This is a genomic window from Limisphaerales bacterium (assembly GCA_014382585.1).
Classification (GTDB): Bacteria; Verrucomicrobiota; Verrucomicrobiia; order Limisphaerales; family UBA1100; genus JACNJL01.
This window is the reverse complement of the sequence record JACNJL010000045.1, coordinates 33,029-51,677: the sequence shown is the minus strand read 5'-3', so window position 1 is coordinate 51,677 and position 18,649 is coordinate 33,029. Positions and strand designations below refer to the sequence as shown.

Annotated in this window: 15 protein-coding genes; 9 read left to right on the top strand and 6 right to left on the bottom strand. The window is 58.3% G+C overall.

All coding sequences use genetic code 11. From position 1 onward, the window contains the following. Positions 1-39: 39 nt before the first annotated feature. The 5 genes from H8E27_10390 to H8E27_10370 all read left to right on the top strand — a co-directional run bounded on the left by H8E27_10390 (position 40) and on the right by H8E27_10370 (position 3,828). Positions 40-810: an aquaporin family protein gene (locus H8E27_10390; protein ID MBC8326021.1), complete on the top strand. Its 771-nt coding sequence runs from the start codon at positions 40-42 to the stop codon at positions 808-810. A gap of 79 nt (positions 811-889) precedes the next feature. Beyond that, the gene (gene glpK / locus H8E27_10385) at positions 890-2,371 is read left to right on the top strand and encodes a glycerol kinase GlpK (protein ID MBC8326020.1); all 1,482 of its coding nucleotides are present in this window, start codon (positions 890-892) and stop codon (positions 2,369-2,371) included. A gap of 73 nt (positions 2,372-2,444) precedes the next feature. Next, complete coding sequence (locus H8E27_10380; protein MBC8326019.1) at positions 2,445-3,080, top strand: peroxiredoxin; 636 nt, start codon at positions 2,445-2,447, stop codon at positions 3,078-3,080. A gap of 92 nt (positions 3,081-3,172) precedes the next feature. Then, positions 3,173-3,436 (top strand): hypothetical protein, encoded by a 264-nt coding sequence (locus H8E27_10375; GenBank protein MBC8326018.1) that lies wholly within the window; start codon positions 3,173-3,175, stop codon positions 3,434-3,436. Beyond that, a complete protein-coding gene (locus tag H8E27_10370) occupies positions 3,433-3,828 on the top strand; it encodes a type II toxin-antitoxin system VapC family toxin (GenBank protein MBC8326017.1) in 396 nt (131 codons plus the stop codon). The genes H8E27_10375 and H8E27_10370 overlap by 4 nt, the downstream gene beginning before the upstream one ends. An 8-nt stretch (positions 3,829-3,836) precedes the next feature. Here H8E27_10370 and H8E27_10365 read toward each other — a convergent pair whose 3' ends face one another. Genes H8E27_10365 through H8E27_10350 form a run of 4 tightly spaced genes read right to left on the bottom strand, consistent with a single transcriptional unit; the run spans position 3,837 to position 8,421 of the window. Beyond that, the gene (locus tag H8E27_10365; GenBank protein MBC8326016.1) at positions 3,837-5,150 is read right to left on the bottom strand and encodes a sulfate adenylyltransferase; all 1,314 of its coding nucleotides are present in this window, start codon (positions 5,148-5,150) and stop codon (positions 3,837-3,839) included. 12 nt (positions 5,151-5,162) lie between these two features. Beyond that, the gene (locus H8E27_10360; GenBank protein MBC8326015.1) at positions 5,163-6,101 is read right to left on the bottom strand and encodes a sulfate adenylyltransferase subunit 2; all 939 of its coding nucleotides are present in this window, start codon (positions 6,099-6,101) and stop codon (positions 5,163-5,165) included. After that, positions 6,098-6,763 carry a phosphoadenosine phosphosulfate reductase family protein gene (locus H8E27_10355; protein ID MBC8326014.1) on the bottom strand — a complete coding sequence of 222 codons (666 nt, stop codon included), beginning with the start codon at positions 6,761-6,763 and terminating at the stop codon, positions 6,098-6,100. The genes H8E27_10360 and H8E27_10355 overlap by 4 nt, the downstream gene beginning before the upstream one ends. Then, positions 6,760-8,421 carry an NADPH-dependent assimilatory sulfite reductase hemoprotein subunit gene (locus H8E27_10350; protein MBC8326013.1) on the bottom strand — a complete coding sequence of 554 codons (1,662 nt, stop codon included), beginning with the start codon at positions 8,419-8,421 and terminating at the stop codon, positions 6,760-6,762. Before H8E27_10350 ends, H8E27_10355 begins: the two co-directional genes overlap by 4 nt. A gap of 147 nt (positions 8,422-8,568) precedes the next feature. Here H8E27_10350 and H8E27_10345 point away from each other — a divergent pair, with 147 nt between their 5' ends. The 4 genes from H8E27_10345 (at position 8,569) to H8E27_10330 (ending at position 16,219) form a co-directional block, all read left to right on the top strand. Next, positions 8,569-11,172, top strand: coding sequence for a DUF1549 domain-containing protein (locus tag H8E27_10345; protein ID MBC8326012.1), 2,604 nt, complete (start codon positions 8,569-8,571; stop codon positions 11,170-11,172). Positions 11,173-11,174: 2 nt separating this feature from the next. Then, entirely contained in the window at positions 11,175-12,578 is a 1,404-nt protein-coding gene (locus tag H8E27_10340; GenBank protein ID MBC8326011.1) for a DUF1501 domain-containing protein, read from the top strand. Between the two features lie 134 nt (positions 12,579-12,712). Next, positions 12,713-13,321: a DUF1080 domain-containing protein gene (locus H8E27_10335; GenBank protein ID MBC8326010.1), complete on the top strand. Its 609-nt coding sequence runs from the start codon at positions 12,713-12,715 to the stop codon at positions 13,319-13,321. Between the two features lie 81 nt (positions 13,322-13,402). After that, positions 13,403-16,219 (top strand): DUF1553 domain-containing protein, encoded by a 2,817-nt coding sequence (locus tag H8E27_10330; protein ID MBC8326009.1) that lies wholly within the window; start codon positions 13,403-13,405, stop codon positions 16,217-16,219. Positions 16,220-16,250: 31 nt separating this feature from the next. On the opposite strand, the gene H8E27_10325 is transcribed toward H8E27_10330, so the two are convergent. Both H8E27_10325 and H8E27_10320 read right to left on the bottom strand, forming a co-directional pair. Next, the gene (locus tag H8E27_10325; GenBank protein MBC8326008.1) at positions 16,251-17,357 is read right to left on the bottom strand and encodes a hypothetical protein; all 1,107 of its coding nucleotides are present in this window, start codon (positions 17,355-17,357) and stop codon (positions 16,251-16,253) included. Then, positions 17,357-18,640 (bottom strand): DUF1501 domain-containing protein, encoded by a 1,284-nt coding sequence (locus H8E27_10320; GenBank protein ID MBC8326007.1) that lies wholly within the window; start codon positions 18,638-18,640, stop codon positions 17,357-17,359. Before H8E27_10320 ends, H8E27_10325 begins: the two co-directional genes overlap by 1 nt. Positions 18,641-18,649 lie beyond the last annotated feature (9 nt).

Here is an 18,649-nt window from a genome sequence, read left to right as displayed (position 1 = left end):
TTCCTTTTAGTCCGCTACCCGCTCGCTACACTCCGCCGCGTGAATGAATTTACTGCGGAACTGGTAGGCACCTTCCTCCTCATTCTATTGGGCGGAGGCGTGTGCGCTAATGTCAGCCTAAAAAAAACCTGCGGGCACGACTCGGGCTGGATTGTCATCACCGCCGGCTGGGGCCTTGCCGTGACTATGGCCATTTACGCGGTGGTAAATTTCAGTGGCGCACACATCAACCCCGCCGTCACACTTGGCCTCGCGAGCATCGGCGGATTGCCTTGGAGCGATGTGCCCAAATATGTCGCAGCCCAATTCCTCGGCGCCATCCTCGGCGCAACCACCGTATGGCTGGCCTATCTGCCTCATTGGGAAGTTACCGAGGATCCCGCCACCAAGCTTGGCGTATTCTCGAATGCACCTGCTATTCACAAACCGTTTGCCAACCTGCTCTGCGAGATAATTGGAACCTTCGTCCTGGTTTTCGGCGTCCTCGCAATCTTTTCACCAGACGCCCTCACGCCAGTACAGGAAAATTTGGGAGGTACTGATGAGTCGAAAAGATTGCAAGAAGAATGGGCCTTCGGCCTTAAACCCTTGCTTGTCGGCCTGCTCGTTTTTTCAATCGGCCTTTCGCTTGGCGGGCCAACCGGCTACGCGATCAACCCCGCCCGCGATCTTGGCCCACGCATCGCCCACGCGCTGCTGCCCATCCACGGCAAGGGCAAATCCAATTGGGGCTACGCGTGGATTCCCGTCATCGGCCCGTGCATCGGTGGCGTCCTTGGCGCGCTCGTTTACAAGATGCTCTGGATGTGAAACCGTTTACGAACACAGATAGACACGATTTTTAAGATAAAAAATCCTGAACATCGTAAATATCTGTGTTAAATAAAAAATGAAATATATCCTGTCACTCGATCAGGGCACCACCAGTTCGCGCGCGATTATTTTCAACCACGCGGGGCGCGTGAAAGCGATGGCGCAGAAAGAGTTTCCGCAAATTTTCCCCAAACCCGGCTGGGTAGAGCACGATGCGGAAGCCATTTGGAAAACCCAACTCGCCACCGCCAAGGCGGCGCTCAAAAAAGCCAAGCTCACTGCCGCCAATGTCGCCGCCATCGGCATCACCAACCAACGCGAGACCACCCTGCTGTGGGATCGCCAAACCGGCCAGCCCATCGCCAACGCCATCGTCTGGCAGGACCGACGCACCGCCAAAAACTGTGACCGACTCAAAGCCGCCGGCCACGCCCCTGCCATCCACCGCAAAACCGGGCTCGTCATTGATGCTTATTTTTCCGCCACCAAAATTGCGTGGCTGCTCAAGAATGTAAATGGCGCGCGCGCCCTTGCCCGCCAAGGCCGGCTCGCCTTTGGCACGATGGATTCGTGGCTCATTTGGAAACTCACCGGCGGCACCACGCACGTCACCGACGCGAGCAACGCCTCGCGCACCATGCTTTACAACCTTCGTACCGGCGATTGGGACAAAGAGCTTTTGAAAATTTTCAATGTGCCCCGCAGCGTGTTACCCGAAGTTCGAGGCTCCAGCGAAGTGGTCGGAGAAACAAAACTCTTCGGCAAAACCCTTCCCATCGCGGGCATCGCGGGCGATCAACAAGCCGCCCTTTTCGGTCAATGTTGTACACGGCCCGGTATGGTGAAAAACACCTACGGCACGGGTTGCTTTATGCTGATGCACACCGGCACAAAACCGATGTCGTCAAAAAATAATTTACTCACCACCGTGGCGTGGCGCATCGACGGGCGCACAGAGTTTGCGCTCGAAGGCAGCATCTTCATCGCCGGCGCGGTAACGCAATGGCTGCGTGATGGACTGAATTTTTTCAAGAACGCCGCCGACATCGAAAAACTAGCCGCCAGCGTGAAGGACAACGGCGGCGTGTACCTCGTCCCCGCCTTTGCCGGACTCGGCGCGCCGCATTGGGATCAACACGCGCGCGGCACCATCTGCGGACTCACCCGCGGCGCCACCCAAGCCCACATCGCCCGCGCCGCGCTTGAAGGCATCGCCCATCAAGTCCGCGATGTGCTTACCGCAATGGAAGCCGACGCGGGTGTGCGGCTAAAAGAATTGCGCGTGGACGGCGGCGCCAGCGCAAATAATTTGCTGATGCAATTCCAAAGCGATTTGTTAAACGTCCCCGTCGTGCGCCCACGCGTCACCGAAACCACCGCGCTCGGCGCAGCGTACTTGGCCGGTTTGGCAGTCGGTTATTGGGACTCTAAAAACGACATCGCCAAACAATGGCAACAAGCCCGCCGCTTCGCGCCCAAAATGAAACCCGCCGCCCGCCGCCAACTCATCACCGGCTGGACCAAAGCCCTCGCGCGCGCGAAGGATTGGGAAAATTGAACAAGAGTTGACTTCCCGCGCCGCTTCAGGCATCCAACTCCCCGACTTTTTAACCTCAACAGAAAGAATAACTATGTCAGATGAACTGGGTTGTGAATTGTGCGGCGACCTCCCAACGCTTAGCGTGGGCGAAGAGGTGCCGAATTTTAAAATGGAAACCTACGAGCCGGCCACCGGCCAATTCGGCGAGGTGAATCTTGCCGACCTCAAAGCAGCCGGCAAGTGGACGATCCTCGTTTTTTATCCGGCGGACTTTACCTTCGTGTGCCCCACCGAACTGGCCGACCTCGCCGCGCAGGATGCCAAGCTCACCGGACTGGGCGCGAAAGTGATCGGGGTTTCCACCGACACAAAATTTGCCCACCTCGCCTGGTGCCGTGAAGAGAAGTTGATGGCCGACGTGAAATACACGCTCGCCGCCGACACCACCGGCGTGGTCTCCAGCCTCTTCGGCGTGTACGACGACGCCACTGGCCTCGCGCTGCGCGGCACTTTCATCATCAGCCCCGAAGGCAAGCTCGTGAGCGCCACGGTCAACTTCTACAACGTCGGCCGCAACATGGAAGAGCTGACCCGCGTGATGGAAGCCAACGCCCACTGCGCCGCCAACCCCGCCGAAGCCTGCCCCGCCAAATGGACCCCCGGCGACAAAACGCTGACGCCAAATGAAGGAATGGTCGGCAACGTCTACGAAGCCCTAAACGGCTAAACCCGACAAAATCAACCCGCAAACGGCGCTGACCCCCAGCGCCGTTTTTTTCGCACATTGACATAAAAGCATAAATGTGTGAATGTGCCTTTATGCGAACGACATTGGATATTCCCGATAGAGTAATGAAAATGGCTAAAATGATGGCTGTTGAAGAAGGGGTGCCGTTGAAAACAATCGTGGCCCGGGCTTTGGAAACTGAGGTTTCTCAACCGATGGACCCCAATCGACTCGAAAAAGTGCGACGTGCTTTGGAAGGGCTGCGCAGCATTAGCAGTGGAATCCAGTGGAATGGCCCGCCTGAAATGAGCTTTTGGGAAGAGGATGGTTCGACGTCTGATCCCCTCAAGCAATGATCTTGATCGACACCCACATTTGGGTTTGGCTGGCCAATCAGGATTCACGATTAAACCTTGATTATCGGCGATCATTGGAGTTGGAAATCCAAAACGCCCCATTGATGGTGAGCGATATTTCTCTTTGGGAGATTCAAACCGCAGTGGCCTGCGGTGGTATGACCTTGCCACTAACACTGAATGAATGGTTTCAAAAAGCAACAAACCCATCGGTGGTAGATTTACAACGGATTACCTCGGAAGTGGTGGTGGAAATTAATAACCTGATTCCGTTTCACAAAGACCCCGCCGACCGAATCATCGCCGCCACTGCCCGGGTTTTGGGAGTGCCTCTTGCAACGCACGACAGTGACCTCATCAAGTCCGGTGCCGTGCCGATTTGGCAACCGTAAGCATATTGCTAAATCATAAAGTCGTCATACTCCGGCTGATAAACTTTTTCGGGGCCGCGTAGCATTCCGGCGGCGGCGGTGGCGTTGGTGCTGGGCTCCACTAAAACGATTGAGCCGGTGAGGCGATTGGTGGTGTAGCCATCAAACACCAACGGCTTGGCGGTGCGCAGCCGGACTTCGCCAATGTCATTCATGGTCAGCTCGGCCGGATGCGGCTCGGGCTCGTAGGTTTGGATATTGATTCGACTGTCGAGACTGATGACTTTTGCCTGCACAGTTTGTGTTCCGTGTTTGAGAAAATATTTTTGGCCGGGCTGCAGCGGGCGTTGCTCCATCCAGCACACGCGCGCGGAAATATCCGCGCTGTGGCCGGGCAATGAATCCATACCCACGATCATATCGCCGCGGCTGATGTCGAGGTCATCCTCCAAAACCAGCGTCACCGATTGCGGCGAAAACGCTTCCTCAAGCTTGCCATCCAACGTCCAAATTTCTTTCACCGCGCTTTTCCGGCCACTGGGCAGCGCCAACACCTCCTGCCCTGCTTTGACAATCCCGCCGGCTATTTGACCGGAGAACCCGCGGAAATCGTGCAGCGTTTTATCGGTGGGATTGTTCGGCCGATTCACCCATTGCACGGGAAACCGAAACGCGTTCAAATTCCAATCGCTGGCGATGTGCACGGATTCAAGATGCCCCATTAGCGTAGGCCCTTCGTACCAAGGAGTGTGTTCGGAGGGATCGACCACATTGCCTCCGTCCAGCGCACTCAGCGGAAGGAATTTCACATCCTTAAATGTATCGAGCTTGGGCAGAAAATCTTCAATGTCATCGCGAATTTCGCGGAAGCGTTCCTCGCTCCAGTCCACAAGATCCATTTTGTTTACCGCAAACACAATGTGCGGAATGCCGAGCAGCGCAGAGATATAACTGTGCCGACGCGTCTGCTCGATCACCCCGTGGCGCGCATCCACCAGCACGATTGATAAATTCGCCGTGCTCGCGCCCGTCACCATATTGCGCGTGTACTGCACGTGGCCCGGCGTGTCGGCGACGATGAACTTGCGCTTCGGTGTGGCGAAAAAGCGGTATGCCACGTCGATGGTAATTCCCTGCTCGCGCTCTGCACGCAGGCCATCGGTGAGGTTAGCGAGATTCACTTGGCCGCCGCCGGTGATATCCGCCGACCGCTCCAGCGCTTCCATCTGATCCTCCATGATCGATTTCGAATCATAAAGCAGCCGCCCGATCAACGTGCTCTTGCCGTCATCAACTGACCCGCACGTATTAAAACGCAGCAGCTCGACGGGATGTTGGGACACGGATTTCACGGATTAAAAATACCCCGCTTTCTTCCGGTCTTCCATCGCAGCCTCGCTTGCTTTGTCATCGGCGCGTGTGCCGCGCTCGGTCACTCGGGCGGCAGCGACTTCGGCGATGATGTCATCGATGCACTCCGCGGGACTCTCGATCATGCCCGTGGAAATCATATCGGCGATCGTTCGCACGCGACACGTCATCGTGCGATGTTCCTCTTGCTCCTTCGGGCGCGCACCTTCGTACGGATCGGGCTTGCCGTTTTCTTCGTGCGCCGGTGGAATGGGCAGCCATTGGCCACTGCGGAAAAAACACTCGCGCTCGTGACTGAAATAGATGTTTGGCACTTCCAGGTTTTCTTTTTGGATGTACTCCCACACATCAGTTTCGGTCCAGTTGGACAGCGGAAACACGCGCATATTTTCACCGGGATTGATGCGACCGTTGTACAGATTCCAAATTTCCGGCCGCTGGTTTTTGGGATCCCATTGGCCGAACGAATCCCGGAAACTAAAGAACCGCTCCTTCGCGCGCGCCTTTTCCTCATCGCGCCGTGCGCCGCCGATGCAGCAGTCGAATTGAAATTCGTCAATCGCACCGAGCAGCACGGGGATTTGTAATTTATTGCGACTGGTCTGTCCCGGAGTTTGAGTGGCGGACCCGTTTTCAATCGCTTCATCCACCGTGCGCACAATCAGTTTCGCGCCAAGTTCCTCTGCACGCCGATCGCGAAACTCAATCAACTCAGGAAACTCGTGCCCCGTTTCCACATTCAAAAACGGCATCGGAATCTCCGAAGGCCGAAATGCCTTTTCCGCCAACCGCAAAATGCAGATGGAATCTTTGCCGCCCGAAAACAAAACCGCCGGCCGTTCGAATTCCGACGCCACTTCCCGCAGCACATGAATTGCCTCCGTCTCCAAATACTCAAGATGGTCGAGATGATACGAACTCATTTGTCCGCTACCGCCTCCCCGCCCCACGCCGCGTGCAACCCGCATTCGCGTTTTTCATCGGCCTTTGCGGGATCGAAATAATCCCATTCATTCGGGAGGTCGTACTGCTCCAAATAAGCTTCCATCTCCTCATCGCTCCAATTGAAAACGGGGCTTACTTTTAATGAACCAAAATTGTTGTCGGCGCTCACCACATCCAGTTCTGCGCGGTTTGGATTCTGCACTTTGCGCAGCGCGGTGAACCATACCGTCGGCGCCAATTCCTTCATCCCGCGCTGGAACGGCTCCAGCTTCATTACCGTACTGAAGGCTTTGATGGCTTCCTCGTTCTCTTCCGTTGGCTCCGGCATTCCGCCGTGCGCGGCATCGTAATGTGCCGCGGTGAGTTTGGGCACGAAGGCTTGAATGTTCAAATTCAGTCGCGCCTTCAATTCCTCCGCGTGTTTGTAAGTTGCTTCGCGGTTATATCCGTGGTCCACCCACAGCACGCGAATGTCCGGCTGCGCTTGCGTCACCAAATGCAAAATCACCGCCTCGTACGGACGAAAATTTGTCGACACAATTGCGCGCCCATCCGCCTGCGCGATGGCCCACTCGACTACGTCCCGCGCAGATTTATCACGCAGTTGTTTGTTGGATTGATCAATGGATTCTGATGTCATAATTCAGCTTCGATTTCCGGCCACACTTCGCGCGCGCAATAATCGCCGAAGCGTTCGCCTTCGTGCCGGTGGCGGGCGTAGCGTTCAAGCAAGGGGCGGAGTTGATCAGCCATTTCCGTGGCCGGCACGGATTGGTTGTACAAGCGCGCCAAGCGCGTGCCGGCGACATTGCCGCCGAGATACACCGCGTATTTGCCCGGCGACTTGCCCACGACGCCCAACTCCGCCATATACGGCCGCGCGCAGCCGTTGGGGCAGCCGGTCATCCGCACGATGATTTCTTCGCCGCCCAAACCGGCGTCATCCAATAAATTATCCACCAATCCGAGAAATTCCGGCACATAACGCTCGCTCTCCGCCAACGCCAAGCCGCACGTGGGCAGTGCCGGGCAGGCCATCGCCGCGCGTTCCAGCACCGTGCCCTGACTTGTTTCGTCCACCGCCAAACCGTTTTCAGATAGAATGGAATCAATTTTTTCTTTGTCCGCTTCGGCCACGCCACACAGCAAAAGATTTTGAGAAGGCGTCAGTCGCACTTCGGGGCGATGTTTCTCCACGATGCTGCGCAGTGCCGTTTTCAGTTCGCCTTGAACGCGCCCCGACAACACGTGCAGTCCGAGAAACCACGAACCATCCGCCGCCTCGTGCCAGCCAAACACATCGCCTTGCTGATCGAACGCAAACGGCTTGGGCTCTTCCAACTGCAGACCCGTGCGCTGCTCCAATTCATTGCGAAACCATTCCACACCGCGCTCGGCCAACACGTATTTCAATCGCGCGTGTTTTCGATCCGTGCGGTCGCCAAAGTCGCGATGGATCATCAGCACCGCCTTCGCCACAGCCTCAATGTGTTCTGGCGTAAAAAATCCAATCACATCCGCCACGCGCGGATACGTTTTCGTGTTGTTGTGCGTCATCCCCATCCCGCCGCCCGCGGTGAGATTGTATCCGGCCAATTCGCCGCCTTCCTCGATGGCCACGAAGCCCAAACAATTGGTCAGCACATCCGTGTCATTGTGCGGCGGCGTGGCAAAGCCGACTTTGAATTTTCGCGGCAAATAAGTTTTGCCGTACAACGGATCCACGTAATCCGAATCGTCCAGTTTCAGCTTCACGCCTTCCACCCAGATTTGATGGTACGCCGCCGTTTGCGGCAGTAACGCCTGCGCCACGCGATCGCAATCCTTCAGCACCCGCGTGGCCAAGCCGTTGCGCGCGGGCGTGGGCGGCGCCATTACGTTACGGTTTACATCGCCGCACGCGGCAAGCGTCGTCGCCAGCGCGTCATTGATGCCCTTCATCAACGCGCCCAAACCGCCCTTCACCACGCCGTGAAATTGAAAACTCTGCCGTGACGTGATGCGCAGCGTTTGGTTGCCGCACTCATCCGCGAGCCGGTCGTACGTCAGATACAAATCCGGCGTCATCAACCCACCCGGATTCACGCCGCGGATCATAAACATAAAATGCTTCCCCTGCTTGCGCACATCGCGATCGTCCTGCTGATAAATCCCGTGAAACTTAAGAAACTGCTGATCATCCGCATCAAACATCTCCGCCTCCGGATTATGCAGTGTCACCCCAATATTCCCCGCCAAAGACGGATTTTCCGCTTTGATAATCTCGTTTTTCGTCAATTTCGGCTCCGATTCAGACATGGTGCTTAATGTTTAGTAAATTGATTATGTTTGTAATGATAACACTCTCCCGCTCGCGGGTCAAGAGGTTATTCACGATTCGTTAGGCCATTTCAATCTAGAAAAAAGGGGTTGACGTCAATTCTCGGTTATAAAAGGCTCTGTCCTATGCGTTTGAGTCCGCTTTGGCTGTTGGTGATTTGCGGGATACGTCTGTCGGCGGCCGACGGTCACTGGGCCTTTCAGCCTCCGACCGCCCCGCCCTTGCCGGTCGTCAACCATTCCGACTGGGTCAAACTTCCGCTGGATCGCTTTGTCTTGGGCCGACTGGAATCCCAACAGATGACCCCGGCGCCGCGCGCCTCTAAGACCAGCCTGATTCGGCGCGCCACGTTTGACCTGACCGGCTTGCCGCCGACGCCGGAGGAGATTGCCGCGTTCTTGGCGGATGATTCGCCTGAGGCATTCGCCAAAGTGGTGGATCGGTTGCTGGCTTCGCCGCGGTACGGGGAGCGGTGGGGACGGCATTGGTTGGATGTGGTCCGGTACGCGGACACGGCCGGGGAGAATTCCGATATGCCGGTGGACGACGCGTGGCGCTATCGCAATTACGTCGTCCACGCCTTCAATACGGACAAACCGTTTGACCGCTTCATTCGCGAGCAGTTGGCCGGCGATATCATAGCCAAGACGGCGGCGACCGTATCGACCGAACGCTACAGCGAACTGATCACCGCCACGGGGTATCTGGCCATCTCGCGGCGGCACGGGCATGATGCGAAGAAGGATCATTACCTGACCATCGAGGACACCATCGACACGCTCGGCAAATCCTTCCTCGGTCTCACCATCGCCTGCGCGCGCTGTCACGATCACAAGTTCGATCCCATTTCGGCGGCGGATTACTACGGGCTGTACGGCATCTTCGCCAGCACGCGCTACGCCTATCCCGGCTCGGAAGGCAACCGGCCGATTACCGATCTGGTTCCACTGAATCCTACCGGCGATCTGGCCGAACGCATCGCCAAGTGGAAAACGCGCAAGACGGAGCTGGAAAGCCAGGTGGCGGCGATCAAAAAAGAAATCACCACACAATCCGCGGCGTTCATCAAGCTCGCCTCGCAACCGCGCACCGAACTGGCCAAGGGCATCGTGCCGATCAAAACGGAGCAAACCTTTGCGGCCGCGTTGGAGGTCAAAGCCGGTGACCTGTTGCAACTCACCATCGGCCCGCGCGCCAATCACGGCGCGGACACGGCCATGATCGAGTGGGAACTGGAATCCACCGACGGCAACGAGGGCAAACTGAAATGGGATCTCACCGCCGACACGCTGGACAACCTGCTCGCCGCCAATCCGCATCCCGACCGGCACGGCAACGCCTTTGCGTGGAGCTTTCTCGATGCCCGCAAGCCGGGCGTGTTGCTCACCGCACCGGAGGCCGCAGTCGATAAACACAAACCGTTACAGGCGTGGAAAGCCGCCGTTGGCGGGCTGCCGCATGTGATGGTGAATTCCGGAAACGCAGCCGTGCAGGCGTGGACCGCCCTGCCGCCGCGCACGTTTTATGTGCACCCCGCAGCGGACGGGCCCGTGGCGGTCGCGTGGACCAGCCCGGTTACCGGCAAAATTTCGCTGAAGGGCAAGGTCAAGGATGGGCACGCCTTTGGCGACGGCGTGGACTGGAAACTCGAACATCTCAAAGGCGATTTCCGCAAAGTGTTTCCCCAACCGGGAGTCCTGACGAAACAACTTGCCGCCGCCGAGGCCGCGCTGAAAACGCATGGGGCCACGGAAATGAACAGGCCGCACGCCTACGCGGTGAGCGAGGAGATGCCCGCCAACGTGAAGCACGTGGCCCTGCACAAGCGCGGCGATCCCAAGCAACCCGGCGCCGTGGTGCCGCGCAAAAATCTCGACCTGCTCGGCGGCCAACCCGTGACGCGCGGCAGCGGCCGTTTGGAGCTGGCCCAGTGGATTGCCACAGAAAAAAACCCGCTCACAGCGCGCGTGATTGCCAATCGCGTGTGGCTGAATCATTTCGGGCGCGGATTGGTGTCCACGCCCAATGACTTTGGCACACAGGGCCAGCCGCCCACGCATCCGGCGTTGCTCGATTGGCTGGCCACCGAGCTGATCCGCCACAAGTGGTCGCTCAAGGCGCTGCACCGCACCATCATGCTCTCGGCCACCTACCAAACCGCCGCCGTCGAGGGGCCCGCACAAAAGCTCTACGGCGCCTTCACCCCGCGCCGGCTCAGCGCCGAAGAACTGCGCGACACGCTGCTCACCCTCAGCGGCACGCTAAACCTCACCATACCCGAGGGGCATCCCTTCCCGAAGGGGCGCGGTTTCAGCCAGCACAATCCGTTTCGCGCGAATTACGACCACGCCCACCGCAGTGTGTACCTCATGGTACAGCGCATCCAGCGGCGTCCGTTGATGGCCATCTTTGACGGCGCCGATCCCAACGCCAGCACCGGCCAGCGTCGCCTCAGCAATGTGCCCACGCAGGCGCTCTATTTCTTGAACAACGAATTCCTGCACACCCACGCCGCCGGCTTTGCCCGGCAACTGGCCGCCACGCCTGATCCCGATGCTCGCATCCGCCGCGCCCACACCCTCGCCCTCGGCCGCCCCGCCACCCATGCCGAACTGACCGAAGCCCGCGACTTCATCACCGCCTACACCGCCGCCGCCGATGCCCCCAAAGCCTGGGCCGCCTGGTGCCGCGTGCTGCTCGGGAGCAATGAGTTTTTGTTTGTGGAGTAATCATGAATCCCTTTCACCCCCACCCGCATCGCCGACAGTTTCTGCGCTCCATGGCCGCGGGCTCGGTGTTGTTGCCGGCGTTGGTTTCGGAGATGCTGGGAGCGGAGCCGGCCAATCCGTTGGCGCCGCGGCGGCCGCATTTTTCGCCCAAGGCCAAGCGGGTGATTTTTATTAATCTCAGCGGCGGCGTGTCGCATATTGACACGTTTGATCCCAAACCGGAGCTGATCAAAAACCACGGCAAGGAGATTGCCAAGGGCGACCATCCGGAGATTCAAAATCGGCCGGGCTACGAGCGCATTTTTCTGAAGCGCACGCAGTGGGCTTTTAAAAAGTACGGACAATGCGGCAAGGCGGTGAGCGCGCTGTTTCCCGAGGTGGCGCGGTGCGTGGATGACATTGCGTTCATCAACAGCATGCACACCAGCCACTCGAACCATTACAACGCCACGCTGGGCATGCACACCGGCTCATTCACCGTCAGCCGGCCGAGCCTCGGCGCGTGGGTGAGCTACGGGTTGGGCACGGAAAACCAAAACCTGCCGTCGTTCATGGTGCTGGCGCCGCAGTCGCCCTACGCCGGCGGCCAGGTGTGGGGCTCGGATTTCCTGCCCGGCGCGCATCAGGGCACCCGCGTGCAGCCCGGGGCCAGCCCGGTGCCGAACATCACCCCGCGCGTGTCGCGCAACTTACAGGAACTGGAGCTGGCCGCCCTGCGCCGGCGCAATGCGCGGCAGCTCAACACGCGCCCGGCCCATCCGGAACTAGCCACCCGCATGCGTGCGTTTGAAACGGCGTTTGGCATGCAGATGGCCGTGCCCGAGGCGTTTGAATTCAAAGCTGAAACCGACGCCACCCACGCGTTGTACGGACTGAAGCGCGGCCAGACCAATGGCTTTGGCTGGCAATGCCTTGCGGCCCGGCGATTGGCCGAGCGCGGGGTGCGGTTCATCGAGCTGATTCACACCGGCTCATCCGGCAACTGGGACAGCCACGGCAACATGATGGATCACGAACGCCTCGCCAAGCAGGTGGACCGCCCGATCTACGGTCTGCTCACCGACCTCAAGAGCCGCGGCCTGCTCGACGACACACTCGTGGTCTGGACCACCGAGTTCGGCCGCACGCCGTTTAATAATAAAGCCGATGCACCCGGGCGCGAGCATCATAACTGGGCTTTCACCACCTTCCTCGCCGGCGGCGGCGTGCAAGGCGGCATCACCCACGGCGCCACCGACGAGATCGGCCTCAAGGCCGTCGATCACCCCGTGCACACCCACGATTTCCACGCCACCCTCCTGCACCTCCTCGGCCTCGACCACGAGCGCCTCACGCACTTCCACGACGGCCGCGACTTCCGCCTAACGGATGTGGAGGGACATGTGGTGAAGGAAATTCTGGCGTAGAATAAGGTAAGGCGGGCTCTCCAAGCGCGCCCTCCCTCATGCCGGAGCGACCTCGGACTCGCTGGCTCGTCCCTCCATCGGTGGCCCAAAATTTCTTCGTTTCAAAAAATTTGGAACGTCCGTATGCTGCGGACATGATTCGTGCCGCACTGGTTTTAATGACGGTTTCCCTGTCGCTGATGGCTGAGGAAAAATGGACCCCGCTGTTTGACGGCAAGAGCACCCAGGGCTGGGAGCCGCGCGCCAAGGTGGAGACCTTCAAGGCGGTGGATGGCGAGCTGCATTTGTCTTCCCAGGTCAACGTCTGGGTGGTGAGCGAACTGCAAATGGGCGATTTCGAGGTGGAGACCGAGGTGATGATCCCGCAGGAAAACAAGGGCTTCAATTCCGGGCTCGGCTTTCGGCTCATCGGCGACCAAGGCAAGCCCAAGGGCTATCAATGCGAGATTGACCGCGGTAAACCGGCCGGCGTGTACGGCATCGGCATGGGCGGCTGGCTGTTTCCCAAAGGGCCGGAGCAAACCGCCGCGTACAAAAAGGCCACCAAGGATCTGTTCAAGCCCGAGGCTTGGAATCATTTCCGCGTGGAAGCCAAGGGACCGCGCATCCGCACCTTTCTCAACGGCAAACTCATTGCCGAGGTCGAGCATAAGCAATCGCTCAAAGGCCGGTTCGGCATCCAGCACCACGGCAAAGGCGGCACGGTGAAGTTCCGCAACCTCCGCGTGCGGGAGTTGAAGTAAGGTATGTTTGTGCCGGACAGACTTTGGATTAACCTGAAGGTTCTACTCGTACGGGGCGTCCATTTTGCCTAGAATTGAGCGATGAATTTTACACGCGCTATAATTATTTCGCTATTGGTTTTGGGCGGAGCTGTGGGCGCGGCGGATTCTGCCGACTTGGCCGGCATTGAGTTTTTTGAAAAGAAAATCCGGCCCGTGCTTGTGAGTGAGTGTTACAAATGCCACAGCGCGGAAAAGAAAATAAAGGGCGAGCTGCGGCTGGATTGGCGGGGCGGATGGCAGAAGGGCGGCGAAAGCGGTGCGGCGATCATTCCGGGGCGCGTGGGGAAGAGTTTGTTGATCCAAGCCATCCGGCATGCGGATGCGGATTTGAAAATGCCGCCAAAAAAAAAGCTGACGGCGGCTCAGATTGCGGATTTCGAAAAATGGGTAGCCATGGGCGCGCCTGACCCCCGCACTTCCAGCAAATCCACAAATGAGGAAAAGAAACTCAACCTTACCGCCGCACGAACGTTTTGGGCCTTCCAAGCCGTCCGCAAACTTCCGGCACCCAAAGTGAAGCAAACTGATTGGCCACGCACAGACACAGACCGTTTTGTGCTCTCCGCGCTGGAGGCAAAAGGCATCAAGCCGGTGCGCGACGCAGATGACCTCACCTTGTTACGCCGTATTTATTTCGACCTCATCGGCCTGCCGCCCACTCCGGCACAAATGGCGGCATTCGAAAGAGCGGCAATCGTCAATCGCCAAGCCGCAATCGAAAACACCGTCGACACCCTGTTGGCCAGCCCGCATTTCGGCGAACGCTGGGGACGGCATTGGCTGGACGTGGTGCGCTTTTCCGAATCCACCGGTGGCGGCCGCACGTTGCTAATGAAAGACGCGTGGCGGTATCGCGATTATGTGGTGAACGCCTTCAACGCCGACAAGCCATTCACGGAATTCATTCGCGAACAAATCGCGGGCGACCTCATCCCCGGCGGCACGCTGGAGCAGCAGCGCGAGCGGCTCACGGCCACGGCATTTCTGCTGCTCGGCCCAACGAATTACGAGCTGCAGGACAAGACCATTCTGGAGATGGACATCGTGGACGAGCAGCTCGACACGATGGGCAAGGCGTTTATGGGGCTCACCATCGGCTGCGCGCGCTGTCACGACCACAAATTTGATCCCATCCGCACGGAGGACTACTACGGAATGGCGGGCATTTTCAAAAGCACGAAGGTGGTGATTCACAGTAATGTGTCCACGTGGAACAAACGTCCGCTGCCGATGTCGGCAAAGGAGGCGGCTTTGGCCGAGAAACATGCAGCGGCGATTGGCGCGAAGCAAAAGGTAATCGCCGCGCTAAAGAAACAGCTCGGCGGAAAAACCGGCGGGCCGGTTCCGGTGGCGAGTTTGCCCGGCATTGTGGTGGACGATTTGCAGGCGAAGCTGAAGGGCGATTGGACGCGATCGACTTCCAATCAAGGATACGTGGGCGCGAATTACATTCATGACGGCGCGGTGGGCAAAGGCGACAAGTCGGTGACGTATCGGGTGAAGATTCCCGGCGACGGAAAATTTGAGGTGCGGGTGGCGTACACGCACGGCACCAATCGTGATGCCAAAGTGCCGGTGCTCATTCGGCATGCGGACGGCGAGGTGACGAAGTTCATCGACCAAACCAAGCGGCCACCGATTGACGGCCATTTCATTTCGCTGGGGACGTTTGATTTTCTCGTGGGCGAATGGGAAGCAGTGGTGATTTCCACAAAGGGAACCACCGCGCACGTGATTGCCGATGCAGTGCAAATGTTATCGAAGAACGCGCCGGCAGTGGCGAAGCCCGCGCCCAAGCCGGAAGGCAAGGCCGCGCAGGCAATGTTGAAAAAAATGGAGGCGGAATTGAAGGCGCTGCAAAAAACGGCCGTGAAGCAACCACAAATCATCGCCGCTGATGAGGGCGAGAACCCTGGCGACATCCAAATTGCCATTCGCGGCAACGCGCACAACGCCGGACCCAAAACCCCGCGCAGTTTTATCCGCGTGCTGAACCGTGGCCCCGAGCCAATAATCGACGCCAAAACCAGCGGCCGCGCCGAACTTGCCAACTGGCTCGCCAGCGCGAATCATCCACTCACCTCACGCGTGTTTGTGAATCGCGTGTGGCATCATCTTTTCGGCAAAGGCATCGTGCCGAGCATGGATAACTTTGGCCACAGCGGTCGGCTTCCTACCGATCAAGCCTTGCTCGATCACCTCGCTGCGCGCTTCGTCGATGAAGGTTGGTCGGTGAAAAAACTCATCCGCGAAATTGTCCTCTCGCGGGTGTATCAATTGAGCTCTGAATCAGGAGACTCAAATCAAGAACAGGTGGACATTGAAAATAAATTGCACTGGCGGCAAAACCGCCGCCGCCTTCAAGCCGAGGCCATTCGCGATGCGGTGCTGTCCGTCAGCGGCCAGCTGGATACGAAATCGGGCGGGAACACGATCAAACCCGGCACCACCACCGAATACGGTTACCAATTCGAGGACACCCGCCGCAGCCTTTACGCGCCCGTGTTCCGGAACACGCCATTGGAAATTCTAGCCGTATTCGACTTTGCCGACCCCAACCTTGTCGTCGGCGAACGCACCACCAGCAGCGTTCCGACGCAAGCGCTCTTCCTGATGAACAGCCCCTTCGTCCGCACCCAGGCCGCCGCCGCGGCGCAGCGCCTGCTCACCGAAAAACTCCCCAACGACCCCGCCCGCATCCGCCAAGCCTACCGCCAAACCCTCGGCCGCAGTCCCACCGCGCGCGAACGTGAAATTGTGTTGAAATTTCTAGCTCATAAAACAGATCCCATCCATGCCTGGACTCAATTCTTTCACGGCCTTTATGCCAGTTTGGATTTTCGCTTTTTGAATTAAGCGGGCTTGAATTAAGCGGGCTTAAGCGGGCTTAAGCGGGCAATTCCATCACGTGCACCGGCGAGTAGTTGCCCACGTAATTTCCCTCTTTGTCGAGACGTCGACCGTTACCGTTGCTGCCCCGATTGGTGCTGGTGAGGAGGAATCGTTTTTTATCCGGGTGCAGAGCGAGGGCGTGGATATTGGCAATTTTGGTGTTTGAATAAAACGACTCGTTCTCACCGGGGCGAATGAAAAATGTGGTGCCGCGACCGGTCACGCCGCTGGTGCCGCAGAGGAGATAACCGTCAGGATGCTCGGCGACATCGTTGATGAAGGCATCGTTTTCGACGCCAAATTGGTAGCGGTGTTTTGATTTACCGGAGGTGTAATCGAGCCAGTCGAGCGTGGGGATGCCTTGCATCGTGCCTCCGTCAGTGGGCGCGCAGCCGACGGCGAGAAGTGTTTTGCCGCCGTCAAGAAACATTAACCGCCTCAAACCGCACACATCCTGAATGCGCGCAAGTTTGTAAAATCCTTCGAGTGAGCATTCGCGTTCAATTTTTTTCGCGGCGAAATCCCACACACGCACCACACCTTTTGCATCGCCGAAAACGACCCGCTTACCATCGGGCTGGATGGTCACGGCAAAAATTTCCTCCGCGCCTTTCCATTCCGCGATGCGTTTGCCTGTGTGGGTCCATACCCGCACCGCACCATCGCGGCCAACGGTGGCCAGATGCTTTTCGTCCACAGCGAGCTGCCGCAGCCAGCCGTCGTGAGCGTCCGTAATGCTCCAGTGTTCTTTCGGTTTTTCGCCTTCGTAATCGGTGCAGCGCAGTTGGCCCCAGCTGTCGCCGGTAAAAATCTGTTTGGCTTTCGGATGGAATTCCAGCGCGCCAACCCACGCGCGGTGCCCGTTCATCGCGGGTAAAGGTTGCCACTCGATTTTCTTTTCAGTGACCGTTTGTTCGCTGTCCTTGGTTTTCTCTTTTTTTTCCATCACCAGCTCGGCTTCGTGCCAGCGGTGAACGTTGCCATCCATGCCGCCAGCGATGAGGTGGGTGCCGTCGGGACTGAAGCGCGTGCAAAGCAGTTGTCGGTCGGCCTTCAATTCCTGCATCTGCTTCGGCTCGGGTTGTTTTGTTGAATCAGCCATTAGGCGAGCGCTCCGGGGATGACGCCCATATCGTCGTGGGCAATGGGCAGGGGTTGCCCGCCGTTGTCAAATTCAATGCCGTGCGAGTTGATACCGAGCGCGTGGAACCATGTGTGAAAAAGATGGCCGATGTCCCACGCGTCGCCTTTGACAAACGTCCCAGTGGCGTTGGTTTCGCCGAGCACCACCCCACGATTGAGGCCGCAGCCGGTCATGGCGATGGACCAGGCTTCGGGCCAATGATCGCGCCCAGCGTGGCCGTTAATGCGCGGGGTGCGGCCAAATTCGCTCATCGCAATCACCAGTGTGTGATCGAGCCGGCCGGTCGCCTCGAGGTCTTCGAGTACGGCGGCAAATGCTTGATCAAATCTACCGACGAGTGAGGTGCTGCCGTTAAAATTATCGCCGTGCGTATCCCAGCCGTAGCTGTTGACCTTCACAAACCGGCAACCGGCCTCGAGCAGTTTGCGGCCGATCAACATATGCTCACCAAGCAAGTGCTCGCCGTAGCGTTCCTTTTCTTTGCGCGGATATTGGGTGGTATCAAAAATATCGCTGCGCGCAAGCAGCGCATCGGCGGAGTCGAACACAAACGAGTTGGCCTCGGTGTTTGCCTTGCGACGCGGTTGAGCGTAGTTGAGATTTAACGCACGGCGCAGTTCATTGCGGGAGGCGTCCTGCTCCGCCGAGAGTGATTTGGGCCGGACAAAATTCGGTGGCGGCTGTCCGTCGCCAAACGCCAGCGCACCAAATTTGGGACCAAGGAAACCAGCGTCCGAGGGCTTGAACCCGCCGCTGCCGGGCTTCACCCAAACGTAGGGCGGCAAGCCGCTGGCGGTCGGCCCCATCAGCTTGGCGATCGCCGAACCAATGTACGGATAAATCACGCCGCGGTTTTTTGGATCCCCACGTTGAATGCGGGCCACGCCCCGCGAGTGCGAATTGTCCTTCGTGCAAATGCCGCGCACGAGGCAAATCTTGTCCATTTTCCTTGCCATCCGCGGCATCAACTCGCTCACGTGCACGCCCGGCAAATTGGTGGGAATGCTGCGGAACGGCCCGCCAAACTGCGTGTTCGGCTTGGGATCCCAACTCTCGAGCTGGCTCATTCCGCCATCGAGCCAAATGAAGAGCACCTGTTTTTCTTTATTCTTGAGCATCTCGCCCGAGGCTGGAGAAATCAATCCGCCCAACGCTCCCGCCGCGGCCGCCCCTCCCATACCGCCGAGCCACTGCCGGCGGGACAGTGCGTGCTCGGTGGCGTTGCAGAGTGGATGGTTCATTTTTTAACA